Annotated in this window: 29 protein-coding genes; 1 reads left to right on the forward strand and 28 read right to left on the reverse strand. The window is 69.8% G+C overall.

The features are described 5' to 3' along the window. Window positions 1–71 precede the first annotated feature (71 nt). Genes tsaD through glmS form a run of 7 tightly spaced genes read right to left on the reverse strand, consistent with a single transcriptional unit; the run spans window position 72 to window position 6,231 of the window. Complete coding sequence (gene tsaD, locus ASE14_RS07240) at window positions 72–1,139, reverse strand: tRNA (adenosine(37)-N6)-threonylcarbamoyltransferase complex transferase subunit TsaD (RefSeq protein WP_056652892.1); 1,068 nt, start codon at window positions 1,137–1,139, stop codon at window positions 72–74. Beyond that, window positions 1,136–1,690 carry a GNAT family N-acetyltransferase gene (locus ASE14_RS07245; RefSeq protein WP_056652894.1) on the reverse strand — a complete coding sequence of 185 codons (555 nt, stop codon included), beginning with the start codon at window positions 1,688–1,690 and terminating at the stop codon, window positions 1,136–1,138. Before ASE14_RS07245 ends, tsaD begins: the two co-directional genes overlap by 4 nt. Continuing rightward, window positions 1,687–2,322, reverse strand: coding sequence for a tRNA (adenosine(37)-N6)-threonylcarbamoyltransferase complex dimerization subunit type 1 TsaB (tsaB, locus tag ASE14_RS07250; protein WP_056652898.1), 636 nt, complete (start codon window positions 2,320–2,322; stop codon window positions 1,687–1,689). The genes ASE14_RS07245 and tsaB overlap by 4 nt, the downstream gene beginning before the upstream one ends. A gap of 10 nt (window positions 2,323–2,332) precedes the next feature. After that, window positions 2,333–2,845 (reverse strand): tRNA (adenosine(37)-N6)-threonylcarbamoyltransferase complex ATPase subunit type 1 TsaE, encoded by a 513-nt coding sequence (gene tsaE, locus ASE14_RS07255; protein ID WP_056652901.1) that lies wholly within the window; start codon window positions 2,843–2,845, stop codon window positions 2,333–2,335. Then, entirely contained in the window at window positions 2,845–3,990 is a 1,146-nt protein-coding gene (gene alr / locus ASE14_RS07260) for an alanine racemase (protein WP_082600298.1), read from the reverse strand. The genes tsaE and alr overlap by 1 nt, the downstream gene beginning before the upstream one ends. Continuing rightward, a complete protein-coding gene (locus ASE14_RS07265; RefSeq protein ID WP_056652906.1) occupies window positions 3,987–4,355 on the reverse strand; it encodes a holo-ACP synthase in 369 nt (122 codons plus the stop codon). Before ASE14_RS07265 ends, alr begins: the two co-directional genes overlap by 4 nt. Window positions 4,356–4,380: 25 nt before the next feature. After that, window positions 4,381–6,231: a glutamine--fructose-6-phosphate transaminase (isomerizing) gene (gene glmS / locus ASE14_RS07270; RefSeq protein WP_056652909.1), complete on the reverse strand. Its 1,851-nt coding sequence runs from the start codon at window positions 6,229–6,231 to the stop codon at window positions 4,381–4,383. Here glmS and coaA point away from each other — a divergent pair. Beyond that, window positions 6,230–7,246, forward strand: a complete 1,017-nt coding sequence (gene coaA, locus ASE14_RS07275) for a type I pantothenate kinase (protein ID WP_082600300.1) — start codon at window positions 6,230–6,232, stop codon at window positions 7,244–7,246. The two genes, glmS and coaA, sit on opposite strands and share 2 nt — an antisense overlap. A gap of 54 nt (window positions 7,247–7,300) precedes the next feature. On the opposite strand, the gene glmM is transcribed toward coaA, so the two are convergent. The 21 genes from glmM to rplF form a co-directional block, all read right to left on the reverse strand. Then, window positions 7,301–8,665: a phosphoglucosamine mutase gene (gene glmM, locus ASE14_RS07280; RefSeq protein ID WP_056652916.1), complete on the reverse strand. Its 1,365-nt coding sequence runs from the start codon at window positions 8,663–8,665 to the stop codon at window positions 7,301–7,303. A gap of 23 nt (window positions 8,666–8,688) precedes the next feature. Beyond that, window positions 8,689–9,174: a 30S ribosomal protein S9 gene (rpsI, locus tag ASE14_RS07285; RefSeq protein ID WP_056652919.1), complete on the reverse strand. Its 486-nt coding sequence runs from the start codon at window positions 9,172–9,174 to the stop codon at window positions 8,689–8,691. A gap of 43 nt (window positions 9,175–9,217) precedes the next feature. After that, a complete protein-coding gene (gene rplM / locus ASE14_RS07290; RefSeq protein WP_056652922.1) occupies window positions 9,218–9,664 on the reverse strand; it encodes a 50S ribosomal protein L13 in 447 nt (148 codons plus the stop codon). Window positions 9,665–9,838: 174 nt separating this feature from the next. Continuing rightward, window positions 9,839–10,849, reverse strand: a complete 1,011-nt coding sequence (gene truA, locus ASE14_RS07295; protein ID WP_082600302.1) for a tRNA pseudouridine(38-40) synthase TruA — start codon at window positions 10,847–10,849, stop codon at window positions 9,839–9,841. Window positions 10,850–10,859: 10 nt separating this feature from the next. Then, entirely contained in the window at window positions 10,860–12,164 is a 1,305-nt protein-coding gene (locus ASE14_RS07300; RefSeq protein WP_056652925.1) for an acyltransferase, read from the reverse strand. A gap of 137 nt (window positions 12,165–12,301) precedes the next feature. After that, window positions 12,302–12,721, reverse strand: coding sequence for a GNAT family N-acetyltransferase (locus ASE14_RS21095; RefSeq protein WP_235511137.1), 420 nt, complete (start codon window positions 12,719–12,721; stop codon window positions 12,302–12,304). Between the two features lie 397 nt (window positions 12,722–13,118). Then, entirely contained in the window at window positions 13,119–13,646 is a 528-nt protein-coding gene (gene rplQ, locus ASE14_RS07315; RefSeq protein WP_056652933.1) for a 50S ribosomal protein L17, read from the reverse strand. Window positions 13,647–13,696: 50 nt separating this feature from the next. Then, window positions 13,697–14,683, reverse strand: a complete 987-nt coding sequence (locus ASE14_RS07320; protein ID WP_022893850.1) for a DNA-directed RNA polymerase subunit alpha — start codon at window positions 14,681–14,683, stop codon at window positions 13,697–13,699. 138 nt (window positions 14,684–14,821) lie between these two features. Then, window positions 14,822–15,220 carry a 30S ribosomal protein S11 gene (gene rpsK / locus ASE14_RS07325; RefSeq protein WP_022889749.1) on the reverse strand — a complete coding sequence of 133 codons (399 nt, stop codon included), beginning with the start codon at window positions 15,218–15,220 and terminating at the stop codon, window positions 14,822–14,824. Window positions 15,221–15,264: 44 nt separating this feature from the next. Continuing rightward, the gene (gene rpsM / locus ASE14_RS07330; protein ID WP_056652937.1) at window positions 15,265–15,639 is read right to left on the reverse strand and encodes a 30S ribosomal protein S13; all 375 of its coding nucleotides are present in this window, start codon (window positions 15,637–15,639) and stop codon (window positions 15,265–15,267) included. Window positions 15,640–15,797: 158 nt separating this feature from the next. Beyond that, window positions 15,798–15,914 (reverse strand): 50S ribosomal protein L36, encoded by a 117-nt coding sequence (gene rpmJ / locus ASE14_RS19955; RefSeq protein WP_005050492.1) that lies wholly within the window; start codon window positions 15,912–15,914, stop codon window positions 15,798–15,800. Between the two features lie 68 nt (window positions 15,915–15,982). Beyond that, complete coding sequence (gene infA, locus ASE14_RS07335) at window positions 15,983–16,204, reverse strand: translation initiation factor IF-1 (RefSeq protein ID WP_022893854.1); 222 nt, start codon at window positions 16,202–16,204, stop codon at window positions 15,983–15,985. A gap of 177 nt (window positions 16,205–16,381) precedes the next feature. Beyond that, on the reverse strand, window positions 16,382–18,064 hold the full coding sequence (gene ptsP / locus ASE14_RS07340; RefSeq protein ID WP_056652940.1) for a phosphoenolpyruvate--protein phosphotransferase: 1,683 nt from the start codon (window positions 18,062–18,064) through the stop codon (window positions 16,382–16,384). 242 nt (window positions 18,065–18,306) lie between these two features. Next, window positions 18,307–19,134 (reverse strand): type I methionyl aminopeptidase, encoded by an 828-nt coding sequence (gene map / locus ASE14_RS07345; RefSeq protein WP_082600306.1) that lies wholly within the window; start codon window positions 19,132–19,134, stop codon window positions 18,307–18,309. A gap of 9 nt (window positions 19,135–19,143) precedes the next feature. Next, complete coding sequence (locus ASE14_RS07350; RefSeq protein WP_056652944.1) at window positions 19,144–19,770, reverse strand: adenylate kinase; 627 nt, start codon at window positions 19,768–19,770, stop codon at window positions 19,144–19,146. Further along, the gene (gene secY / locus ASE14_RS07355) at window positions 19,767–21,089 is read right to left on the reverse strand and encodes a preprotein translocase subunit SecY (protein WP_056652947.1); all 1,323 of its coding nucleotides are present in this window, start codon (window positions 21,087–21,089) and stop codon (window positions 19,767–19,769) included. Before secY ends, ASE14_RS07350 begins: the two co-directional genes overlap by 4 nt. Before the next feature lie 116 nt (window positions 21,090–21,205). After that, on the reverse strand, window positions 21,206–21,874 hold the full coding sequence (gene rplO, locus ASE14_RS21100; protein WP_082600307.1) for a 50S ribosomal protein L15: 669 nt from the start codon (window positions 21,872–21,874) through the stop codon (window positions 21,206–21,208). Next, a complete protein-coding gene (gene rpmD / locus ASE14_RS07365) occupies window positions 21,874–22,059 on the reverse strand; it encodes a 50S ribosomal protein L30 (RefSeq protein ID WP_055860148.1) in 186 nt (61 codons plus the stop codon). Before rpmD ends, rplO begins: the two co-directional genes overlap by 1 nt. After that, window positions 22,059–22,760 carry a 30S ribosomal protein S5 gene (rpsE, locus tag ASE14_RS07370; protein ID WP_056652950.1) on the reverse strand — a complete coding sequence of 234 codons (702 nt, stop codon included), beginning with the start codon at window positions 22,758–22,760 and terminating at the stop codon, window positions 22,059–22,061. The genes rpmD and rpsE overlap by 1 nt, the downstream gene beginning before the upstream one ends. Beyond that, the gene (gene rplR / locus ASE14_RS07375; RefSeq protein WP_056652955.1) at window positions 22,757–23,116 is read right to left on the reverse strand and encodes a 50S ribosomal protein L18; all 360 of its coding nucleotides are present in this window, start codon (window positions 23,114–23,116) and stop codon (window positions 22,757–22,759) included. The genes rpsE and rplR overlap by 4 nt, the downstream gene beginning before the upstream one ends. Window positions 23,117–23,118: 2 nt before the next feature. After that, entirely contained in the window at window positions 23,119–23,655 is a 537-nt protein-coding gene (gene rplF / locus ASE14_RS07380; RefSeq protein ID WP_056652958.1) for a 50S ribosomal protein L6, read from the reverse strand. Between the last annotated feature and the right edge of the window lie 3 nt (window positions 23,656–23,658).

Genomic DNA, 23,658 nt, shown 5'->3' on the forward strand with positions numbered 1-23,658 from the left:
CGGGCGCCGTCAACGACGGCGACATCCGGTCTTCCGCACACACTATCGCGCCACGCGCGCGGGCGCACGGCTTACGCGGCGTTCGCCGCCACTTGGATCTCGGTCGCCGGCAGGGTCGAGTCCGCGCCGAAGTCGAGGGTCGACGGCGGATGCCCGGCCATCACGAGCTGCGCACCGAGCGCCGCGATCATCGCGCCGTTGTCGGTGCAGAGCGAGAGCGGCGGAATGCGCAGCGCGATGCCCGCGGCATCCGCTCGCTCGGTCGCGAGCTCGCGGAGGCGCGCGTTGGCGACGACCCCGCCGCCGAGGAGGAGGCGGGGCACGCCGAGTTCGGTGCAGGCTGCGACGGCCTTCGACACGAGCACGTCGGCGACGGCCTCGCGGAAACTCGCGGCGACATCGGCGAGCGGCACCGGCTCGCCGGCGGCCTGGCGCTGCTCGACCCAGCGGGCGACCGCGGTCTTCAGCCCCGAGAAGCTGAAGTCGTAGCGATGCGCCGCCTGGTCCTTCGACTGGGTGAGCCCTCTCGGGAAGCGGATGGCGCGCGGGTCGCCGCCGATCGCGGCGCGGTCGATCTCGGGCCCGCCCGGATAGGGCAGGCCGAGCAGTCGCGCCACCTTGTCGAACGCCTCCCCCGCTGCGTCGTCGATCGTCTCGCCGAGCAGTTCGACGTCGGAGACGAGGTCGCGCACGAGCAGCAGCGAGGTGTGCCCTCCCGAGACGAGCAGGGCGACGGTGGGCGTCTCGAGCGGCGCCGCGGTGTCGAGCAGGTCGGCGCCGACGTGGCCGACGAGGTGGTTCACGGCGTAGATCGGCACGTCCAGCGAGAGGGCGAGCGCCTTCGCGGCGCCGACGCCGACCATGAGCGCTCCGGCGAGGCCGGGGCCGCTCGTCACGGCGACCGCGTCGATGTCGTCGAGCGAGACGGATGCCTCGGCGAGCGCGGTCCTGATCGTCGGGCCGAGCGCCTCGAGGTGCGCCCGCGCGGCGACCTCGGGGACGACCCCGCCGTAGCGCGCGTGCTCCTCCATCGATGAGGCGATCGTGTTGGCGAGCAGGGTCGTGCCGCGAACGATGCCGACGCCGGTCTCGTCGCACGAGGTCTCGATGCCGAGGATGAGCGGTGCGTCGCGGTTCATCGGCTCGCCTTCGCGTCATCGGTGCCGAGCGCAGTCCGTTCGGCGGGGCGGGTGACCGCCGGCGGAACGGTGAGGCGCATGTGCACGGCGTCGACGCCGTCCCGGTAGTACCGCCGTCGCACGCCGATCTCCTCGAAGCCGAGCGAGTCGTAGAGCGCCCGAGCGACAGGGTTGTCGGCGCGCACCTCGAGGAAGATCTCGGCGACGTGCCGGCGTCGCGCTTCGGTGATGAGGGCGTGCATGAGCCCGCGCCCGAGCCCGATGCCGCGGGTCGAGGGTGCGACCGCGATGGTCTGGATGTCGCCCTGCCCGCCTCCCACGGGAGCGAGGAGGCCCGCGTAGCCGAGGAGCCCCCCAGCGGGATCGGCGTCGGCATCGGCGGACGGGGACTCGAACTCGTCGGCGACCGCCACGAGGTAGTAGCCGTGCGGGCTCTCGATCTCGCGGCGCATCGCGTCTTCCGGCCACGCATCGGCCGAGAACGTCGCCCGCTCGAGCACCATGATGCGGTCGAGGTCGGCGACCGTCGCACGCCGCATGAACACGCTCATCGCAGCACCTTCTTGCCGGCCGACGGGGTGACATCGGGCGCCCGCAGGTAGATCGGGGCATCGGAGGTGAGCGGCAACCGCCCGGCGGCGAAGGCGAGCTCCGCGAGCATGCCGATCGCGCCGGCCGAGACGATCGAGGCGTCGAAGCGGATGCCCCGCGCCGCGGGCACCTCGTCGCGCGGCACCAGCACGGGGCCTCCGACCCGCAACGGCATCCCGTCGGCGTCGAGACCGTCGTAGTCGGAGACGGCGAACTCGCGGCGGCGCGCATCGGTGACGACCTGCAGCGGGCCGGCGTCGCCTGCGGTGTACCGGGTCAGGGCGATCGCGTCGTGGCTCACGACCGGCACGAACGGCCGGTCGATGCCGAGGGCGAAGGCGTGCGCGGCGGCGATGCCGACGCGGAGACCCGTGAACGGCCCCGGGCCCATGCCCGCGGCGACCCCCGACAGCGCCCGACGGTCGATGCCGGCCGTCGCGAGGGCGTCCCTGATGAACCCGCCGATCACCTCGGCGTGCCGCATCGTGTCGTCGGTGCTGGCCTCGGCGAGACAGCGCAGCTCGCCGCTGGCACGGTCTCGATCGACGACGGCGACACTCGTGCCCGTCGAGGTGTCGATCGCGAGAAGCATGCCCTCAAGCCTACGCGCGCGCGGCGTACGGGGTGTCCGCCCAGCGGGGTCCGTACCCGGCGACCGCCACCATGCGCGGCTCGTCGGCGTCGAGGATCGCGTCGCCCGCGTCATCCGTGCGGCTCGCCGTGACGGCGCTCGCACCGGTCGGCCGCTCGATGACGATCTCGAGCCACGAGTCGGTGACGTCGTCGACGAGTCCGGCGCCCCACTCCACGACGACCACCGACCGTTCGAAGTCGAGGTCGAGGTCGTCGAGGAGCGCTGCGCTGCCGAGACGGTAGGCGTCGACGTGCACGAGCGGAGCGCCGCCCACGAGACTGGGATGCGTGCGCGCGAGCACGAACGTCGGGCTCTGCACCGGGCCGCGCACGCCGAGGCCGCCGGCGAGGCCACGGGTGAGGGTGGTCTTGCCCGCGCCGAGCGGCCCCGTGAGCACGACCACGTCGCCCGCGCGCAGCACGGCGCCGAGCTCACGGCCGAACGCCTCCATCGCCTCGGTGTCGGGCGCCTCGAAGCGCATCACTCGCCGCCCACGTAACGCCTCGGCACGCGCGCCCCGATGCGGGTGACGATCTCGTAGCCGATCGTGCCGGCGGCGTCGCCCCAGTCGTCGGCCGAGGGCGCACCCGTCTCTGGGTCGCCGAACAGCACGACTTCGTCGCCCGTCTCGACGCGGGCGTCGCCGACGTCGACCACGAACTGGTCCATGGCGATGCGGCCGACGACCGGGCGACGCGCACCCGCGATCCAGACCTCGGCGCGGCCCGACGCCTGCCTCGGGATGCCGTCGGCATAGCCGAGGGGCACGAGCGCGAGCGTCGTCGGACGCTCGGCGCGCCAGGTGTGCCCGTACGAGACGCCGGTCCCGGCTTCGATGCGCCGCGTCGCCGCGACCCGGCCGCGCAACGTCATCGCCGGACGCAGCCCCAGGTCGGCGGCGGTGGTCCCGTCGCCGAACGGAGGAATGCCGTAGGCGCCGATGCCGATCCGCACGAGGTCGAAGCGCGCGGCGGGGACCCGCAGTGCGCCCGCCGTCGAGGCGAGGTGCCGCACCTCGGGGTCGAGTCCGGCCGACGCGACCTGCTCGAGACCGCGTTCGAAGGCCTCGAGCTGACGTGCGTCCTCGTCGGAGGAGGTGTTGGCGAGGTGGCTGAACACGCCGCGCACGCGGATGCGCCCGTCGCGCTCCAGCTCCACGGCACGCGCGACCGCCCGGCCCCACGCCTCGGGGGCGACACCGCTGCGGCTGAGCCCGGTATCGAGCTTGAGGTGCACGGCGGCGACCCGGTCGACGGATGCCGCGGCGGCCGCGATCACCTCGAGCTGGTCGAACGACGAGACGCCGAGATCGATGTCACGGTCGATCGCGGGTGCGAAGTCGGCTCCCGGGTCGTGCAGCCACGCGAGGAGCGGTGCGTCGATGCCGGCGCCGCGCACCTCGAGCGCCTCGAAGATGTCGGCGACGCCGAGCCAGTCGGCGCCGCCTGCGAGCGCGGCCCGCGCCACCGGAACGGCGCCGTGCCCGTAGGCGTTCGCCTTCACCACGGCCATGGTGCGAGCCGGCGCCACCGTCGCCGCGAGCGTGCGGATGTTGTCGCGCACGGCGTCGAGATCGACGACCGCCTCGCGGAACGGCGACGCAGCGGCATCCGGCAATGTGCTCACGATGCGTCCCCGGTGCCGGTCTCGAGCACGACGAAGGCGCTCGCGATGCCGGCGTCGTGGCTCATCGTGAGGTGCACGCGGTCGATGCCGAGGCTGCTCGTGAGGTCGGCGATCGCGCCCGACAGCTCGAAGTCGGGGTTCCCGTGCTCGTCCTGCACGATGCGCATGTCGTGCCACCGGATCACGGGGTTGCCGCCGAGCGCCTTGATGAGCGCCTCCTTCGCGGCGAACCGTGCCGCGAGCGACCGCACCGGCCGCTCGCGTTCGCTCTCGGCGAACAGGCGCTCGCGGAGCGCGGGAGTGCGGGTCAGCGACCGCTCGAACCGGGCGATGTCCACGACATCGATGCCGATTCCCGCGATCACGGCGCCGCCTCCCGCACCCGCGCGCTCACTCGACCGTGACCGACTTCGCGAGGTTGCGCGGCTGGTCGACGTCGAGGCCCTTCGCCTGCGAGAGCTCCATCGCGAAGATCTGGAGCGGCACGACCGCGAGCAGCGGCTCGAAGAGCGGCGCAGCGAGCGGGATGCGCAGCACCTCGTCGGCGAACGGCAGCACTGCGGCGTCGCCGGCCTCGGCGATCGCGATCACCCGAGCACCGCGAGCGCGGATCTCCTGGATGTTCGAGACGACCTTCGGGTGCAGGGTCGCAGAGCCGCGCGGGCTCGGCACGACCACGAACACGGGCTGACCCGGCTCGATGAGCGCGATCGGGCCGTGCTTGAGCTCGCCGGCGGCGAAGCCCTCGGCGTGGATGTAGGCGAGCTCCTTGAGCTTCAGGGCCCCCTCGAGCGCGATCGGGTAGCCGACGTGACGGCCGAGGAAGAGCACCGAGCGGGTGTCGGCCATCCAGTGCGCGAGCTGCGCGACCTTCTCGGACTCGGCCAGCACGAGCTCGAGCTTCTCGGGCACCGCCTGCAGCTCGTGGAGCTGCTCCGCGATCTCGCCCGCCGACAGCGTGCCGCGCACGCGTGCGAGGTGCAGGCCGAAGAGGTAGAGCGCTGCGATCTGCGCGACGAACGCCTTGGTCGATGCCACGGCGACCTCGGGGCCGGCGTGCGTGTAGACGACCGCGTCGGACTCACGAGGGATCGTGGCGCCCTGCGTGTTGCAGATCGAGATCGTGCGCGCACCCTGCTCGCGGGCGTACTTCACGGCCATGAGCGTGTCCATGGTCTCGCCCGACTGGCTGATCGAGACCACGAGCGTGTGGTCGTCGAGCACCGGCTCGCGGTAGCGGAACTCGTGGCTGAGCTCGATCTCGACGGGCACGCGCGCCCACTGCTCGATCGCGTACTTCGCGACCATGCCCGCGTAGGAGGCGGTGCCGCAGGCCACGATCGTGATGCGACGGATGTCTCGGAGCTCGTCATCGCCGAACGACGCGAGTTCGGGGATCACCACGGCGTCGTCGACGACGCGGCCGAGGAGGGTCTTCGCGACCGCCTCGGGCTGCTCTGCGACCTCCTTGCGCATGAACGAGGACCAGCCGCCCTTCTCCGCGGCGGAGGCGTCCCACGCCACGTCGAACGGCTCGACCTCGACGGGCTGTCCGTCGAAGTCGGTGACGACGACGTCGCCCGCGGTGATCGTCACGATCTGGTCCTGGCCGATCGCCAGGGCGCGCTTCGTGTACTCGACGAAGGCCGCGACATCCGAACCCAGGAAGTTCTCGCCGTCGCCGAGGCCGATCACGAGCGGGGAGTTGCGACGGGCTCCGACGACGACGCCGGGCTCCGAGCGGTGCACGGCCAGCAGCGTGAAGGCGCCGTCGAGCCGCGACACGGTGTTGCGGAATGCCTCGCGGAGGTCGCCGGTCGACCGGTACTCCTTGCCGAGGAGCACTGCGGCGACCTCGGTGTCGGTCTCGCTCTCGAAGGTGTAGCCGTCAGCGAGGAGCTCGGCCTTCAGTTCGGAGAAGTTCTCGATGATGCCGTTGTGGATGAGGGCGAGTCGGCCCTCGTCTCCGAGGTGCGGGTGGGCGTTGACGTCGGTCGGACCGCCGTGCGTCGCCCACCGGGTGTGGCCGATGCCGGTGCCGCCCCGGTGCAGCGGGTTCGCCTCGAGTTCGTCGGCGAGCACCTGGAGCTTGCCGGCGCGCTTGGCCGTCTCCATGACGCCGTCGTCATCGACGATCGCCACTCCCGCTGAGTCGTAGCCACGGTACTCGAGGCGGCGAAGGCCTCCCATAAGGACGTCGAGGCTGTTCCGCTCTCCGACATATCCGACGATTCCACACATGGGTGCGATTCTACTGGCGCGCTGCTGGGTGCCCGCTCCGTCTGACTACACTGGCACGGTGCCCGATCCGCAGAGCCCGTCGTCGCACGCGGCGCAGATCTCCCCGTTCATCGAACTCGATCGGGCCGACTGGGCCGCGCTCGCGCCGTCGATGCCGTCGCCGCTGCGGGAGACCGAGATCGTGCAACTGCGCGGCCTCGGCGAGCCGCTCGACCCGCGCGAGGTCGCCGAGGTCTACCTGCCGCTCAGCCGGCTGCTGAACCTCTACGTCGGCGGCACGAAGTCGCTGCACAAGGTCACGAGCGAGTTCCTGCGCGAGCGTTTCGAGTCCACACCGTTCGTCATCGGGGTCGCCGGCTCGGTCGCCGTCGGCAAATCGACGATCGCGCGCCTGCTGCGCGAGCTGCTCGCGCGATGGGAGCACACGCCGCGTGTGGAGCTCATCACGACCGATGGATTCCTCTTCCCCAACGCCGAGCTCGAGCGCCGCGGCCTCATGGCGCGCAAGGGATTCCCCGAGTCCTACGACCGGCGGGCGCTGCTCCGCTTCGTGAGCGAGGTCAAGGCCGGGGCATCCGAAGTCCGAGCGCCCTTCTACTCGCATCTCGCCTACGACATCGTCCCCGACGCGCAGATCACCGTTCGCCGGCCCGACGTGCTCATCGTCGAGGGGCTCAACGTGCTGCAGCCGCCCGGCCCCGGACACCGCCTCGCGGTCAGCGATCTCTTCGACTTCACCATCTACGTCGACGCACGCACGAGCGACATCGCCCGGTGGTACGAGGAGCGGTTCCTGAAGCTCCAGCGCGGGGCTTTCGCGAACCCGCGCTCGTACTTCCACCGCTTCGCGAGCCTCACCGAGGCCGAGGCGAGAAACCGTTCGCGCGAGATCTGGCACTCGATCAACGAGCCGAACCTGCTGCAGAACATCCGTCCGACGCGCTCACGGGCATCACTCGTCCTGCGCAAGAGTTCCGATCACACGGTCTCGAGCGTCCTGCTCCGCAAGCTCTGAACGCGGAACATCCCCTCCCGGGCGCAGCGGCGCCAGGAAGGGGATGCTTCGTCGTCAGACGGTGGTGAGACGCTCGCGCACGACGGCGGCGAGTGCCTCGGCGTGCCGCTCGGCGACATCCTGTTCGGCGGCCTCGACCATCACCCGAACCATCGGCTCGGTGCCCGAGGGGCGCAGCAGCACCCGGCCGGTGTCGCCGAGCTCGGCCTCGACCGCTGCGACCGCTGCGGCGATCTCAGTGTCGGCTGCGAGGGCGTGGTGGTCGACACCGCGCACGTTCACGAGCACCTGCGGGTAGACCGTCATCACCGAGGCGAGCTCGGCGATGGTCTTGCCGGTGCGCGCCATCTCGGCTGCGAGGTGGAGCCCGGTCAGCACGCCGTCGCCGGTCGTGGCGAACTCGCTCATGATGACGTGACCCGACTGCTCCCCGCCGAGGGCGAGGCCCTCGGCTGCGAGTGCCTCGAGCACATAGCGGTCGCCCACCTTCGTCTCGACGACGCGGATGCCGTGCTCGGCCATCGCACGGCGCAGGCCGAGGTTCGACATGACCGTGACGACGAGGGTGTCGTCGGTGAGCGTGCCGCGCTCCTTCATCGAGACGGCGAGGATCGCCATGATGCGATCGCCGTCGATGATGTCGCCGTCGGCATCGACCGCGAGGCAGCGGTCGGCGTCGCCGTCGTGGGCGATGCCGAGGTCGGCACCGTGCTCGACGACGGCGGCCTGGAGCTTCTCGAGGTGGGTCGAGCCCACGCCGTCGTTGATGTTCATGCCGTCGGGGTCGGCCCCGATGACGATGACCTCGGCGCCCGCATCCTTGAAGGTCTCGGGCGAGACGCCCGCTGCGGCGCCATGGGCGCAGTCGAGCACGACCTTCAGCCCCTCGAGGCGGTGCGGCAATGTGCCGAGCAGGTGCACGACGTAGCGGTCCTCGGCGTCGGCGAAGCGGCGGATGCGGCCGACGCCGTCGCCGACCGGAGCGAGCTTCTGCTTGCCGAGGAAGGACTCGATGCGGTCCTCGACCTCGTCGGGCAGCTTGGTGCCGCCGAAGGAGAAGAACTTGATGCCGTTGTCGGGCGCCGGGTTGTGCGACGCCGAGATCATCACACCGAAGTCGGCGCGGATCGAGTCGATGAGGAACGCCGTCGCGGGGGTCGGGATGACCCCGGCGTCGAGCACGTCGACACCGGAGCTCGCGAGGCCGGCCGAGACGGCAGCGGTGATGAACTCACCGGAGACGCGCGGATCGCGCGCCACGACGGCGACCGGGCGCCGTCCGGCGGCGCGAAGCTCGTCGGCGTGGCGCCCCTGCGTGAGGACGGCAGCAGCCGCCTGGGCGAGGCCCAGGGCCAGGTCAGCCGTGAGTTCACGGTTGGCCAGGCCCCGGACCCCGTCGGTTCCGAAAAGCCGAGGCATGTACGGAGAACCGGACGCTGGGATCAGCGCTTCGAGAACTGCGGCGCCTTGCGGGCCTTCTTGAGACCGGCCTTCTTGCGCTCGATGACGCGAGCGTCACGCGTGAGGAAGCCCGACTTCTTGAGCGTCGCGCGGTTGTTCTCGCGGTCGATCTCGTTCAGCGCACGAGCGATCGCGAGGCGCAGCGCGCCCGCCTGGCCCGAGGGGCCGCCGCCCGTGATCTTCGCGACCACGTCGTACGAGCCGATGAGCTCGAGCACCGTGAACGGGTCGGTGATGAGCTGCTGGTGCAGCTTGTTGGGGAAGTAGGCCGCGAACTCGCGTCCGTTGACGGTGATGCTGCCGGCGCCGGGAACGAGGCGCACGCGGGCGATGGCCTGCTTGCGACGGCCGACGGCCGCGCCCGACACGTTGAGCACGGGGCGGGGGGTGCTGGGAGCTGCCTCGGGGGCACTCTCGGTGGTGTAGCTCTCGGGAGCCGCTTCGATCTGGTCTGCGATCTTCGCCATGGTGGTGTGAATCCTTATTTCGAGAACGTCGAGGGTGCCGGAATTACTGGGCGACCTGGGTGAGGGTGTACGGCTTCGGCTGCTGAGCCGCGTGCGGGTGCTCCGGTCCGGTGTAGACCTTCAGCTTCTTGAGCTGGGCCCGACCGAGCGAGTTCTTCGGGAGCATGCCGCGGATCGCCTTCTCGACGGCGCGGACGGGGTTCTTCTCGAGGAGCTCGGCGTAGCCGACTGCCTTGAGGCCACCCGGGTACCCGGAGTGGCGGTAGGCCTTCTTCTGCTCGAGCTTCTGGCCGGTGAGGGCCACCTTGTCGGCGTTGACGATGATGACGAAGTCACCGGTGTCGACGTGGTTCGCGAAGATCGCCTTGTGCTTGCCGCGCAGCAGGGCTGCGGTGTGGCTCGCGAGGCGACCGAGAACGATATCGGTTGCGTCGATGACGACCCAGTCGTGCTGGATGTCGGACGGCTTGGGAGTGAAAGTGCGCGTCACGGAAGTGCTGCTTTCTGATCGAGTGAGGGGTTCGTGAATCCCACTCCGGTGGGTGTTCGCCCGCGATGCGTTCGAACGCCCTGGTGGAGGGCTCAACTTCGGATGCCGCCGCAGAGGACGGCACCAAAGGGCAAGCTTAGCGGGTCGGGACCCGAGCGTCCAATCGGCGTCGTGTCACTCCCCCGCGCCCGGTTCGCCCCGTTCGGCCGGATCCTCCTGATCTTCCGGCTCGAGCTGCACGCGCAGCTCACGTCGCGCGCGAGTCTGGGCGGCGCGGATCTCGAGTTCGTGGTCGTCGGGGTAGCCGACCTCCGTCAGCACGAGCCCCTTCGCCGGCATGACCATGAAGGCGCTCGTGCGCTGCGCCGCTCGAAGCAGCGCGGCCGGCGCATCGGCATCGAGACGCCCCTCCCCGACCGCGACGGCCGCGCCGATCAGCGCGCGCACCATCGAGTGGCAGAAGGCGTCGGCCTGCAGCGACGCGACGAGCACGCCGCCCGCGTCGCGCCGCCATCGGTACGACTGCAGGGTGCGGATCGTCGTGGCCTCGGCACGCGGCTTGCAGAACGCGGCGAAGTCGTGGAGGCCGAGCAGCGTCTGCGCCGCGACATCCATCCGTTCCGCGTCGAGGGTGCGCGGATACCAGACCGTGCGCAGACGATCGAGCGGATCCCGCACGGCGGCGGAGTCCGCGATGCGGTACTCGTATCGTCGCCACACCGCCGAGAAGCGCGCGTCGAAGCCGTCGGGCGCGATCGCGGCGCCGGTCACCACGACATCGGCGTCGGATGCCCCGATCACACCGGTCAGGCGTCGAAGCAGCACCGCGGCTGGATCGCCGGCCCCCGGTTCGGTCGGATGGCCGCGCCGGGCCCGGGTAACCGCCGAGAGCGCGGATGGCGGGACGTCGAAGTGCGCCACCTGCCCCAGCGCATGGACGCCGGCATCGGTGCGCCCCGCGACCGTCAGCCGCGGGACCGTGCCGGTTCGCCGGAAGAGGATCTCGAGGGCGTCCTCGATGACGCCCTGGACGGTGCGCTGACCCGGCTGCCGGCTCCATCCCTTGAAGTCGGTGCCGTCGTACGCGATCGAGAGTCGCACGCGAACCGCGCGGTCGCCGGCGTCCGTGGGAACGGCCGAGTCGGCACCGGGGCCGAGCGACACGACGGATTCGGGTTCGACCATGCCCTCAAGCCTACGATCGAGCAGGGGACGAGGTCGCCGCGTCCCGCACCTCGGCGGGCGTCGCCGCGGCCCGGGTGCGCGGCCCGGGGCCGCCCACGATGAGTGCGACCACCGCGACGGTCACGAGCGCCCAGCCCAGCAGGCCGTTCTGCCACGGAACGTAGCCGAGTACGAGCAGCACGCCGACACCGGCCACGGCGCACGCGCTCCAGAGCAGCACCGCAGCGAGCGGGGTTCTGCGCTCGACCGGTTTCGGCCACCGCGACTCGATGCGCGGCACGACCACGCAGCATCCGGCCACCACGACCGCGATGGCGAGGATCCAGAGCGGACGCGTCGCCCACCACGCCGGCGACAGCACCGGCGGATAGGACAGGCCGGACGCGAGGTGCAACGCGGTCACGACCGCCATCGCGAACGTGTGCCAGAGGTAGATGACCATGCCGTACACGCCGAAGACGAACACCGCGCCGAGCATCGGCCGCCACTGCATCATGCGCCGGATGAGCGGTTGCACGAGCGCGAACAGGCAGGCCTGGCCGAGTGCGAGGGCGAGGATCGCCAGCGTCGGAGGGTTGAGGTTGTCGAGCATGTCGTGCGAGTACCCGAACCAGGTCACGAGCACCCCGATGACGCCGTACGACCCGACCGCGACGAGCGCGAGCACGAGTCGCGACCGACGCGCGAACCAGCCGTCGCGCAGCCCGAAGCCCAACTGCTGGGCGAACAGCCAGACGAAGATCCAGTTGAGCGCGCCGACCGGCGCGCCGAACCCGCGAACGAGGATGTCCACCGCGACCACCACGGCGGCGAGGCCGAGGTACGTGGGCCACGGCGCGTGCCGGTGCAGCCACGACATCGTCGGCACGAACGCCGTGCAGATCAGGTAGACGGGGATGAACCAGAGCGGCTCGGCGAGGCGCACCGCGAAGGTGCGGACGAACTCGGCGTCGACCCCCGCGAGGAGCATGAGCGCGAGCACCGCGCCGACCGCCGCGACGAGCACGACCACGGGCTGCGCCAGACGGATGGCGCGGATCCGGATGTAATGCGACACGGTCTCGCCGTGTCCGCGGAGCCGCCGCCACTGGGTGATCGACGCGAACCCGCCGCAGATGAAGAAGACGGGCATGATCATGAGCGGCCACGTCGCCCAGGCGAGCGGCTCGAAGCCGTCGAGCGCGTTGAACGCCCGCAGCGGGTCGCCGCCGATGCCCATCTGCAGTGCGTGCAGCAGCACCACGATCGGCAGGCAGAAGGCTCGAGCGAAATCGATCGAGAGATCCCGGTCGACCGGGATGCGCACGGCGGCCACGCTGCTCCTCTTCGAGCACCGTTGACTGCGGCGCCGAGAACAGATTCTGGCACAACGCGAACGGCCGCGGTACGCCAGCACCCGGGGCTGTGCGATTCGCATGTCGCCGAGGCATCCGCGGCGCGCGGCGACCCGCCTCAGACCACGATCGTGTAACCGGTCTCGGTGGTCGCCGCGCGGAATCCCATCCGCTCGTAGAGGGCGAACGCCCCCGTCGGGTTCGCGGCGTCCACCTCGAGCGTCGAGTACTCGAGTCCGTCGGCTCCTGCGGCGATGAGATGGGCCGCCAAGAGGGCTTTCGCGATGCCGCGGCCGCGGTGACCGCGCACCACGCCGACCAGCGGAACGTGCACGCTCGAGAACCCCTGCCCATCCCAGTCGTCTTCATTCACCTCAGCCAGCACGAACCCCACGACACGATCGCTCGCCTCGTCGACGGCGACGACGGAGAGGTCCGCGCGGAACACGGCGCTCGAGACGAAGGCGCGCCATTCCTTTTCCGATCTCGGCTGGCTGCCCCAGTGATCGCGGAACGCGTCGTTCCTGGCTGCTCTCACCTCGTCGACCCGCGTTGCCTGGGGAATACGCGACGCCCCATGCCACAGCACGGCCGTCGGCATCGAGCGCAACGATCGAGTCGCGCTCGCGGTCGACGAACGACATCCCGAGGTCGTCGGCGAGCTCTTCTCGCGGGACCGTGTCTTCGGGATGGTCGGCGGCCGCCATGGCCGCTTCGAGCTCCGCGATCCGGTCGAGTTCGTCGTCACGGACCGGACGCCACGCGTGCACGTCGGGATGAGCAAGGGTCGGGAGCGTCTCGGGAGCCGTGATGCGCTCGAAGAGCGGCGACAGTTCGTGCTCGGTCACGGTTCCAGCCGAGACGGCGGCTTCGCGGCGGAGACGGCGAAGGGCCCCGGTGCGATGCACCGGGGCCCTTCGTGATCGAACAAGAGGCTACTTGGCCTCGGCGGCCTCCGCCTCGTCGGCGGCGACCTCGGTCGTCTCCTCGGCGGCAGCGTCGCTCGCCTCGACCTCGGTCGTCTCCTCGACGACCTCGGCCGGAGCCTCCTCGGCGACGGGCGCCTCGGCAGCGGCGGGCTTCGCAGCGCGCTTCTTCGGGGTCACGGGCTCGAGCACGAGCTCGATGACGGCCATGGGAGCGTTGTCGCCCTTGCGGTTTCCGATCTTCGTGATGCGGGTGTAGCCGCCCTCACGGTCGACGACCTGGGGGGCGATGACCGTGAACAGCTCGTGCACGACGGTCTTGTCGCCGATGACGGCGAGCACGCGACGGCGCGCGTGCAGGTCGCCGCGCTTGCCGAACGTCACCAGACGCTCGGCCAGCGGACGGAGGCGCTTGGCCTTCGTCTCGGTGGTGGTGATGCGCTTGTGCGTGAACAGCGCTGCAGCGAGGTTCGCGAGCATCAACCGCTCGTGGGCGGGGCCGCCTCCGAGGCGGGGGCCCTTCGTGGGCTTCGGCATGGTTCGTTCTCTCCAGTAGGTGGGGGTTGGTGGGCGACCGCGAGGTCTGCCTAGTTCTCGTCGTCGAAGCCCGTGTAGAAGTGGGCGCCGTCGAATCCGGGGACGGAGTCCTTCAGCGACAGGCCCATTTCGGTGAGCTTGTCCTTGACCTCATCCACCGACTTCTGACCGAAGTTGCGGATGTTCATGAGCTGCGACTCCGACAGGGCGACGAGCTCGGACACCGTGTTGATGCCCTCGCGCTTGAGGCAGTTGTAGCTGCGCACCGAGAGGTCGAGGTCTTCGATCGGGATCGAGAGCTCGCTGGAGAGCACGGCGTCGACCGGCGCGGGGCCGATCTCGATACCCTCGGCAGCGGTGTTCAGCTCGCGGGCGAGGCCGAACAGCTCGGTCAGCGTGCGGCCGGCCGAGGCGATCGCGTCGCGCGGCGTGATGGCCGGCTTCGACTCGACGTCGACCACGAGGCGGTCGAAGTCGGTGCGCTCGCCGGCACGGGTGGCCTCGACGCGGTAGGTGACCTTCAGGACCGGCGAGTAGATCGAGTCGACCGGGATCTGGCCGGCCTCGGAGTACTCGTTGCGGTTCTGGCTGGCCGAGACGTAGCCGCGGCCACGCTCGATCGTGAGCTCGAGCTCGAACTTCGCCGAGTCGTTGAGTGTCGCGATGACCAGCTCGGGGTTGTGCACCTCGACGCCCGCGGGAGCGGAGATGTCGGCGGCGGTGACCTCACCGGCACCCTGCTTGCGCAGGTACGCGGTGATCGGCTCGTCGTGCTCGCTGGAGACGACCAGGTTCTTGATGTTGAGGATGATCTCGGTGACATCCTCCTTCACGCCCGGAACGGTCGAGAACTCGTGGAGCACGCCGTCGATGCGGATGCTCGTCACGGCTGCGCCGGGGATCGAGGAGAGGAGGGTGCGACGGAGCGAGTTGCCCAGGGTGTAACCGAAGCCCGGCTCGAGGGGCTCGATCACGAAACGCGAACGGAACTCCGAGATGTTCTCTTCGGTGAGCGTCGGGCGCTGTGCGATCAGCACTGTTGATTCCTTTCGGCAGGGTGTCCGCTATATGACACCTGCGAGTACGAGGATCTTGAGTTGTGTGAGAGAACGGATGTCCCGGCGATCGAGGAGAGCCCGGCTGAGCCGGACCGCTCCTCGATCACCGGGAGGGAATCAGACGCGGCGACGCTTGGGCGGGCGGCATCCGTTGTGCGCCTGGGGCGTCACATCGTTGATGCTGCCGACCTCGAGGCCTGCGGCCTGGAGCGAGCGGATCGCGGTCTCACGGCCGGAGCCGGGGCCCTTGACGAAGACGTCGACCTTCTTCATGCCGTGCTCCTGCGCCTGGCGCGCAGCCGACTCGGCGGCGAGCTGCGCGGCGAACGGGGTCGACTTGCGCGAGCCCTTGAAGCCGACGCCACCGGAGGAGGCCCAGCTGATCACTGCACCGTTGGTGTCGGTGATCGAGACGATCGTGTTGTTGAACGTCGACTTGATGTGGGCCTGGCCCACGGCGATGTTCTTCTTTTCCTTCTTGCGCGGCTTGCGAGTAGCCGCCTTGGGTGCTGCCATGATTTCTCCTGAATCCTAGGGGCGCTGGATCACCGGGCCGAGGCCTAGCGAGCCTTCTTCTTGCCGGCCACGGTGCGCTTCGGGCCCTTGCGGGTGCGAGCGTTGGTCTTGGTGCGCTGGCCTCGGACCGGGAGACCGCGACGGTGGCGGATGCCCTCGTAGGAGCCGATCTCGACCTTGCGGCGGATGTCGGCGGCCACCTCACGGCGGAGGTCACCCTCGACCTTGAAGTTGCCTTCGATGTAATCGCGGAGGGCGACGAGCTGCTCGTCGCTGAGGTCCTTCACGCGGATGTTTCCGTCGATGCCGGTCTCGGCGAGCGTGGTGAGCGCTCGCGTGCGGCCGACGCCGTAGATGTAAGTCAGTGCGATCTCCACGCGCTTCTCGCGCGGGATGTCGACTCCTGCCAGACGTGCCATGTTTGGCTTCTCCTGTTTCGAAGTGGAGGTGTGGAACAACGCCGGTGCCCGGGCCTCCGACCCGAGGTGTCCCCGCGGCATCCGATGATGCCGGCGGTTCTGGCGCTGCCGATGTATTCAGTTGTGGGATGCAGGCGCCTAGCGCCCTTGTCTGGTGACTAGCCCTGGCGCTGCTTGTGGCGCGGGTTCGACTTGCAGATGACCATGACGCGGCCGTGGCGGCGAATCACCTTGCAGTGGTCGCAGATGGGCTTGACGCTGGGGTTGACCTTCACGATTGTTCCTTGATGTCGCTGTCCTCGTACCCGCGGGACGCCGCGGGCCGTTACTTTCCGAACAGCCCTTACTTGTAGCGGTAGACGATGCGGCCGCGCGTCAGGTCGTATGGGCTCAGCTCGACGATCACGCGGTCTCCGGGGAGGATGCGGATGTAGTGCTGGCGCATCTTTCCCGAGATGTGCGCGAGGACCTTGTGACCGTTCGTGAGTTCCACCCGGAACATCGCGTTCGGGAGGGCCTCGGTGACCGAGCCTTCAATCTCGATGACGCCGTCTTTCTTGGCCATAGCCTCACTATCGCTTGGAGTTTGGGATGCTGGTCGTGCGATGGTTCCGCTCGCCGAGCCCGTGGAACCGTGAGGAATCACGGTTCGTCAGGCATGCCGAAGCAGGCGTGCAGAACACCAAGGGTCAACTCTAGGTGATTCCGACCGTTTTCGCCAGTCGGGCCCGTATTCGCCGCGCTACGACGATGCACCGCCGGCGTCGAGGCGCTCGGCGGCGGCCGTCTCGGCCGCAGCCCTGGCCTCGGCGGCTCCCTCAGACGCCATGGCAGCCCGCGCGAGCTCCTTCGCGTCGCTCAGGCGGTAGCGCGAGAGCGAGGCGCGCACGTCGGCGAGCGCCGACGGCGACATCGACAGGCTGGTGGCGCCGAGGCCGACGAGCACGACCGCCAGCAGCGGGTCGGCTGCGGCCTCGCCGCAGATGCCGACGGGCTTGCCGAGCGCTGCGCCCGCGGCCCCGACATCGGCGATCAGGCGGAGCACCGCTGGGTGCCAGGGGTCCTGCAGTGCCGCGACGGTGCCGAGCAGCCGGTCGGCGGCCATCGTGTACTGGGTGAGATCGTTCGTGCCGATCGAGGCGAAGTCGCACACGGCGAGGACCCGGTCGGCGATGAGCGCGGCCGACGGCGTCTCGACCATCACCCCGGCGACGGCGACGCCGAGCTCCTTCGCGAGTGCGGTGAAGTACCGGGCCTCCTCCACCGTGGCGATCATCGGCGCCATGACCTCGAGTTCGGCGGCGGTCGCGGCATCCGCAGCCGCGAGCGCGGTGAGCTGCTCCCGCAGGATCGCCTCGGTACGCCGAAGGGCGCGGATGCCCCGGAGTCCGAGCGCGGGGTTGGCCTCTGGTGCGTCGTTGAGGAAGGCGAGCGGCTTGTCGGCTCCGGCATCGAGCACTCGCACCACGACCTTCCGGCCGGCGAACGCCGTGAGCAGGCGCGTGTACTGCACCTGCTGTTCGCGCACGCTCGGCGCGACCTCCGCATCGAGGAACAGGAACTCGGTTCGGAACAGTCCGACGCCCTCTGCGCCGAGTCGCAACGCCTCGGCGGCGCCGTCGGCCGAGCCGAGGTTCGCCAGCAGCGGCACCGGTGTGCCGTCGGCGAGGGCGCCGGGCCTGAGCGGTGCGGCGGCCCGGGCGGCGCGCTCGGCGATCCTCGCCCGCGCCGCGGCGAGCTCCTGGTCGGTGGGCGCGGCGACGACGAGCCCGTGCGCCGCGTCGACGATCACGGTGTCGCCGTCGGCGAGGCCGGCGGCATCCGCTGCACCGACGACGGCGACGATCGACTTCTCGCGCGCGAGGATCGCCGTGTGCGAGGTCGGTCCCCCGTCGATCGTGACGAGCGCCTGCACCTGGTCGAGGTCGAGCATCGCCGTGTCGGCGGGCGCGAGGTCGCGGGCCACGAGCACGAACGGATGCCCCGGGTCGGGCACTCCCGGCTCGGGCAGCTTCAGCAGGTGGGCGATGACGCGCTGCGCGATGTCGTCGAGATCGGCGGCCCGCTCCCCCAGGTACCCGCCCATGCCGGCGAGCACGTCGCGGTAGTACGCGAACGCCTCGAACACCGCGCGTTCGGCGGTCCTGCCCGTCGCGAGCCTCGTCGTCACGTCATCGATGATGCTCGGATCCTCGGCCATCATGGCCTGCGCCTCGAGCACGTCCTTCGCCGCACCACCGGCCTTCGCGCCGCGGCGTGCGAGTTCGGCGGCCACGACCGAGAGCGAGGCCCTCGCCCGTTCCCCCTCGCGGTCGGGATCGAGATGGCTCGGCCGGTCGACGGGCTCGGGGAGCGGGTCAGCCATCCGCACGACCGATCCGACCGCAACGCCCTGGCCGATCCCAGCGCCCGTGATCTCCCCCATCAGCGCCGCCCGCTCACCGGTGCGCGCAGCTCGGATGCCGGTCCGATTCGGACTGTGCGTTCCTGCATGTGCCCGGCCTCCGTCGCGAGTATCCGTCGCTTTCACCCTAGCCGTCCCATGGGCAGCGGCCGAGTCGATCGGCGCGGGGCGCAGCCGCCTGAGGGCGCGACCCATCCCGTACATGCCACGGTGTTCGCACGGGCACTGAAGCCGCTCGAGCGCGAGCGCCCCTCAGGCGCCCGCTACTCGATGGGAACGGGTCGCACACCGAACGGTGCGAGGCCGGCCGCCCCGCCGTCTGGCGCGGTCAGCACCCAGACCCCAGCGGCGTGCACCGCCACCGAGTGCTCCCAGTGCGCGGAGTCCGAGCCGTCGGACGTGGTGACCGTCCACTCGTCGTCGCGCGTGAACGTGTCGATCGATCCACCCACGATCATGGGCTCGATGGCGACGACGAGACCGGGCTTCACGGCAGGGCCGCGACGATCGACGCGGTAGTTGAAGACCGGCGGCTCCTCGTGCATCGAGCGGCCGATGCCGTGACCGACGTAGTCCGTGAGGATGCCGTAGTCGCCCTCGCTCCGCACGTACTCCTCCATCACCGCGCCGACCTCGTTGAGATGCCGCGCGCGAGCGAGCGTGGCGATGCCGAGCCACAGGGCCTGCTCCGTGACCCTGCTGAGCTCCTCCCGCGACGCCACCACGTCGGGACGCGCTGCGTCGGGCAGCACGACGGTGAACGCCGAGTCGCCGTTCCAGCCGTCGACCTCCGCACCGCCGTCGACCGAGACGATGTCACCGGCACGGAACGGACGATCGCCCGGAATGCCGTGCACGACGTCGTCGTCGACCGAGACGCACAGCGTGTGCCGGTACCCGGGGACGAGCTGGAAGTTCGGGACCCCGCCGGCCTCGCGGATCACGCGTTCGGCCGCGGCGTCGAGCTCCAGCGGGGTCGCGCCGGGCACGAGCAGGCTGCGCACCTCGGCGAGGGCCGATGCGGTCACCTCACCGGCCGCCCGCATCGAGCGGAGCTCGGCGGGCGACTTGTAGATCGAACGTCGGAACACCGAAACGGCTCAGGCGGAGACGGCGTCGCCGGCGTCGGGGGCGAGTCCGCGCTCTGCGAGCGCCGAGAAGATCCGCCGGGTGACCTCGTCGAGCGTGCCGACGCCGTCGATGCGCACGACGACGCCGCGTTCGCGGTACACGTCGAGGATCGGGGCGGTCTCGCGCTCGTAGATCGCCAGCCGGTTCGCGATGACCTCTTCGGTGTCGTCGGTGCGTCCCTGCTGGGCGGCCCGCTGCCGCAGGCGCGCGATGCTCTCGTCGCGGGGCACCTCCAGCTCGATCACGGCGTCGAGCGCCTCGCCGCGGGCGGTGAGGAACGCGTCGAGGTCGTCGACCTGCCCTCGGTTGCGCGGGTACCCGTCGAGGACGAAGCCGCTCGCGGCATCCGCCTGCTCGAGGCGATCGCGCACGAGTTCGCTCGTGAGCTCGTCGGGGACGAGGTCACCGGCCTCGATGATCGACTGGACCCGCTTGCCGAGCTCGGTGCCGCCCGAGACATTCGCTCGGAAGATGTCGCCGGTGGCGACCTGGGGCACTCCGAACGCCTCCGCGACGAGCACGCCCTGCGTTCCCTTGCCGGAGCCCTGGGGCCCGACGATCAGAAAGCGAGCTGAGCCGGTTGCGGAAGCCGTCATCGGAGAAGTCCTTCGTAGTGTCGCTGCTGGAGTTGGGCGTCGATCTGCTTGACCGTCTCGAGACCGACACCGACGATGATCAGGATCGAAGCGCCGCCGAACGGGAAGTTCTGGTCGGCGCCGACCATCGCGAATGCGATGAGCGGGATCAGGGCGATGAGACCGAGGTAGAACGAGCCCGGGAGCGTGATACGGGTGAGCACGTAGTCGAGGTACTCGGCGGTCGGCCGGCCGGCGCGGATGCCGGGGATGAAGCCGCCGTACTTCTTCATGTTCTCCGACACCTCGTCGGGGTTGAAGGTGATCGCGACGTAGAAGTACGTGAAGCCGACGATGAGCAGGAAGTACATCAGCATGTACAGCGGGTGGCCGCCCTGCGTCAGGTTGTTCGTGATCCACACGACCCACGGCTGCGGCGTCTCGCCGGCCGCCGGGGTGTTGAACTGCGCGATGAGCGCGGGCAGGTAGAGCAGCGACGAGGCGAAGATGACCGGCACGACGCCCGCCATGTTGACCTTGATCGGGATGTACGTGTTGTTGCCGCCGTACGTCCGCCTGCCGACCATGCGCTTGGCGTACTGCACTGGGATGCGCCGTTGCGACTGTTCGACGAAGACGACGGCGACGACGACGAGGAGTCCGATGCCGAGCACGATCGCGAAGACGTCCCAGCCGCGGGCGATGCCGATGGCCCAGAGCGAGCCGGGGAACGTCGCGGCGATCGACGTGAAGATGAGGAGCGACATGCCGTTGCCGATGCCGCGCTCGGTGATGAGCTCGCCCATCCACATGATGAGGCCGGTGCCGGCGGTCATGGTGATCACCATGAGGAGGATCGCGTACCAGGCGTCGTTCGTGATGAGCTGCGAGCACTCGGGGGCGCTCGACGGGAACAGCGCGCCGGAGCGGGCGACCGTGATCAGCGTGGTCGACTGGAGCACGCCGAGCGCGATCGTGAGGTAGCGGGTGTACTGGGTGAGGCGGCTCTGGCCGGCCTGGCCCTCTTTGTACAGCGTCTCGAAGTGAGGGATCACGACGCGGAGCAGCTGCACGATGATCGACGCGGTGATGTAGGGCATGATGCCCAGCGCGAAGATCGAAAGCTGGAGCAGGGCGCCGCCCGAGAACAGGTTGACGAGGTCGTAGAGCCCGGCCGCGTTCGATTGGTTGGCCGCGAGGCAGGCCTGCACGTTGCCGAAGTCCACGAATGGCGCGGGAATGAACGACCCCAGCCGGAAGAGGGCGACGATGCCCAGCGTGAACCCGAGCTTGCGGCGAAGATCCGGCGTGCGGAAGATCCGCCCGATGGCGTTGAACACTCGTCCTCCTGTTGCTCCGTGTGGAGTCAGTCCATATGCGGCTCGAGCCAGTCGAGACCCCCGTGAATCATACGCGAGGTCCCGACTGGCTCGAACAATCGGTGCTGTTTCCGGTCTTACTTGACCGAGCCGCCAGCGGCGACGATCTTCTGCTCGGCCGAGCCGGAGACCTTGTCGACCGCGACGTTGAGCTTCACCTGGATGTCACCGTTGCCGAGAACCTTGACGCGCTCGTTCTTGCGAACGGCGCCCTTCTCGACGAGGTCGGCGATCGTGACGTCGCCGCCCTTCGGGTACAGCTCGGCGAGCTTGTCCAGGTTCACGACCTGGAACTCGACGCGGAACGGGTTCTTGAAGCCGCGCAGCTTCGGCGCACGCATGTGGTACGGAAGCTGGCCACCCTCGAAACCGGGGCGGATGTTGTTGCGAGCCTTCGAGCCCTTGGTGCCTCGACCGGCCGTCTTGCCCTTCGAACCCTCACCGCGTCCGACGCGGGTCTTGTCCTTCTTGGCACCCGGAGCCGGGCGGAGGTGGTGGACCTTCAGCACCTGCTCGCGCTTCTCCGCGACGTCCGCCTTGGGGGCTGCCTTCTTCGCGGGGGCCTTCTTCGCCGGAGCCTTGGGGGCTTCGGCCGCGTCGGCCTTCGCTGCAGCAGCCTTTGCGGGCGCCTTCTTCTCGGCGGCGGCCTTGGGGGCTGCCTTCGCGGCGGCGGGCTTGTCGGCCGTCTTCTTCGCCGGAGCCTTCTTGGGGGCTTCGGCGGCGACGTCCTTCTTCTCGTCAGCCATTAGTCAATCTCCTCAACCTTCACGAGGTGCGCGACGGTGTTCACGTAGCCGCGGTTCTGCGGGTTGTCCTCGCGAACGACCGACTGGCCGATGCGCTTGAGTCCGAGGCTGCGCAGCGTGTCGCGCTGGTACTGCTTCTCGCTCACCTTGGACTTGATCTGGGTCACCTTCAGCTGCTTGGCCATCAGGCACCTGCCTTCGCTGCTGCGGCGGCCTCGGCCGCCTGTGCCTCGGCACGCAGCAGACGGGCCGGAGCGACCTCGTCGTAGGCGAGGCCACGACGGGCAGCGACTGCGCGCGGCTCTTCGAGCTGCTGCAGGGCCGCGACCGTGGCGTGCACGATGTTGATGGTGTTCGACGAACCGAGCGACTTGCTCAGGACGTCGTGGATGCCGGCGCACTCGAGCACCGCACGCACGGGACCACCGGCGATGACACCGGTACCGGCCGAAGCGGGGCGGAGCAGGACGACGCCGGCTGCAGCCTCACCCTGGACGGGGTGCGGGATGGTGGCGCCGACGCGAGGAACGCGGAAGAAGTTCTTCTTCGCCTCCTCGACGCCCTTCGAGATCGCGGTCGGGACCTCGCGCGCCTTGCCGTAGCCGACGCCGACGAGTCCGTTGCCATCGCCCACGACGACGAGCGCCGTGAAGCTGAAGCGACGGCCGCCCTTGACGACCTTCGACACGCGGTTGATGGTCACGACGCGCTCGAGGAACTGGCTCTTCTCGGCGTCGCGGCCACCGCGGTCGCGGCCGCCCTGGTTCCGGTCACGACCGCCGCCACGACGGTTGTCGCGCTCGTTGCGAGCCGGCTCCGAAGCTGCTGCCGTCTCGACGGGTGCCTCTGCGGTCACCTCGGTCTCCTTCGTAGTGTTCTCGCTCACAGGTTGAGCCCTGCCTCTCGCGCTCCATCGGCGATCGCTGCGACGCGACCGGCGTACTTGTTGCCGCCGCGGTCGAAGACGACGGACTCGATGCCGGCCTTCTTCGCACGCTCTGCGACGAGCTCGCCGACCTTCTTGGCCTTGGCGGTCTTGTCACCGTCGAATCCACGGAGGTCTGCCTCCATGGTCGAGGCGCTGGCGACCGTGAGGCCCTTGCTGTCGTCGACGACCTGCACGAACACGTGACGGGCCGAACGGGTGACGACGAGGCGCGGGCGCAGCTCGGTGCCGACGACCTTCTTGCGAAGGCGGGTGTGGCGGCGCGAACGCGCAGCCGTCTTGGTCTTCACAGCCATGATTACTTACCTGACTTTCCGGCCTTGCGACGCACGACCTCGCCGGCGTAGCGGATGCCCTTGCCCTTGTACGGCTCGGGCTTCTTGATCTTGCGGATGTTCGCGGCGGTCTCGCCGACGGCCTGCTTGTCGATGCCCGCGACCGTGATCTTGTTGTTGCCCTCGACGGTCAGCGTGATGCCGGCCGGCGCCTCGACGACGACGGGGTGCGAGAAACCGAGCGCGAGTTCGAGGGACGAGCCCTTCTGCGCGACGCGGTAACCGGTGCCGACGATCTCGAGTGCCTTCGAGTAGCCCTGGGTGACGCCGATGATCTGGTTGGCGATCAGGGTGCGCGTGAGGCCGTGGAGCGAACGCGAGGTGCGCTCGTCGTCGGGGCGGGTGACGAGAACCTGGTTCTCTTCGAGCTTGACCTCGATGGGGGCGGCGACGGTGAGCGCGAGCTCACCCTTCGGGCCCTTGACCGAAACGGCCTGGCCGTCGATCTTGACGTCGACGCCCGCGGGGATGTCGATGGGGAGTCGTCCGATTCGTGACATGGA

The sequence above is a fragment of the Agromyces sp. Root81 genome (assembly GCF_001429165.1).
In the GTDB taxonomy this organism is placed as follows: domain Bacteria; phylum Actinomycetota; class Actinomycetes; order Actinomycetales; family Microbacteriaceae; genus Agromyces.

Excerpts from the sequence above, each read along its gene's own strand:
- ASE14_RS07350 (WP_056652944.1), bottom strand. The coding sequence starts at position 19,770 with ATGACGGCTTCCGCAACCGGCTCAGCTCGCTTTCTGATCGTCGGGCCC.
- ASE14_RS07245 (WP_056652894.1), bottom strand. The coding sequence starts at position 1,690 with ATGAGCGTGTTCATGCGGCGTGCGACGGTCGCCGACCTCGACCGCATC.
- coaA (WP_082600300.1), top strand. The coding sequence starts at position 6,230 with ATGGGTGCGATTCTACTGGCGCGCTGCTGGGTGCCCGCTCCGTCTGAC.
- ptsP (WP_056652940.1), bottom strand. The coding sequence starts at position 18,064 with ATGGGGGAGATCACGGGCGCTGGGATCGGCCAGGGCGTTGCGGTCGGA.
- rplQ (WP_056652933.1), bottom strand. The coding sequence starts at position 13,646 with ATGCCGAAGCCCACGAAGGGCCCCCGCCTCGGAGGCGGCCCCGCCCAC.
- infA (WP_022893854.1), bottom strand. The coding sequence starts at position 16,204 with ATGGCCAAGAAAGACGGCGTCATCGAGATTGAAGGCTCGGTCACCGAG.
- rpsK (WP_022889749.1), bottom strand. The coding sequence starts at position 15,220 with ATGGCAGCACCCAAGGCGGCTACTCGCAAGCCGCGCAAGAAGGAAAAG.
- rpsM (WP_056652937.1), bottom strand. The coding sequence starts at position 15,639 with ATGGCACGTCTGGCAGGAGTCGACATCCCGCGCGAGAAGCGCGTGGAG.
- rplR (WP_056652955.1), bottom strand. The coding sequence starts at position 23,116 with ATGGCTGTGAAGACCAAGACGGCTGCGCGTTCGCGCCGCCACACCCGC.
- rplO (WP_082600307.1), bottom strand. The coding sequence starts at position 21,874 with ATGGCTGACGAGAAGAAGGACGTCGCCGCCGAAGCCCCCAAGAAGGCT.
- rplF (WP_056652958.1), bottom strand. The coding sequence starts at position 23,655 with ATGTCACGAATCGGACGACTCCCCATCGACATCCCCGCGGGCGTCGAC.
- tsaD (WP_056652892.1), bottom strand. The coding sequence starts at position 1,139 with ATGAACCGCGACGCACCGCTCATCCTCGGCATCGAGACCTCGTGCGAC.
- rpsI (WP_056652919.1), bottom strand. The coding sequence starts at position 9,174 with ATGGCGAAGATCGCAGACCAGATCGAAGCGGCTCCCGAGAGCTACACC.
- glmS (WP_056652909.1), bottom strand. The coding sequence starts at position 6,231 with ATGTGTGGAATCGTCGGATATGTCGGAGAGCGGAACAGCCTCGACGTC.
- glmM (WP_056652916.1), bottom strand. The coding sequence starts at position 8,665 with ATGCCTCGGCTTTTCGGAACCGACGGGGTCCGGGGCCTGGCCAACCGT.
- tsaE (WP_056652901.1), bottom strand. The coding sequence starts at position 2,845 with ATGCGCTTCGAGGCGCCCGACACCGAGGCGATGGAGGCGTTCGGCCGT.
- rpmD (WP_055860148.1), bottom strand. The coding sequence starts at position 22,059 with ATGGCCAAGCAGCTGAAGGTGACCCAGATCAAGTCCAAGGTGAGCGAG.
- truA (WP_082600302.1), bottom strand. The coding sequence starts at position 10,849 with ATGGTCGAACCCGAATCCGTCGTGTCGCTCGGCCCCGGTGCCGACTCG.
- tsaB (WP_056652898.1), bottom strand. The coding sequence starts at position 2,322 with ATGCTTCTCGCGATCGACACCTCGACGGGCACGAGTGTCGCCGTCGTC.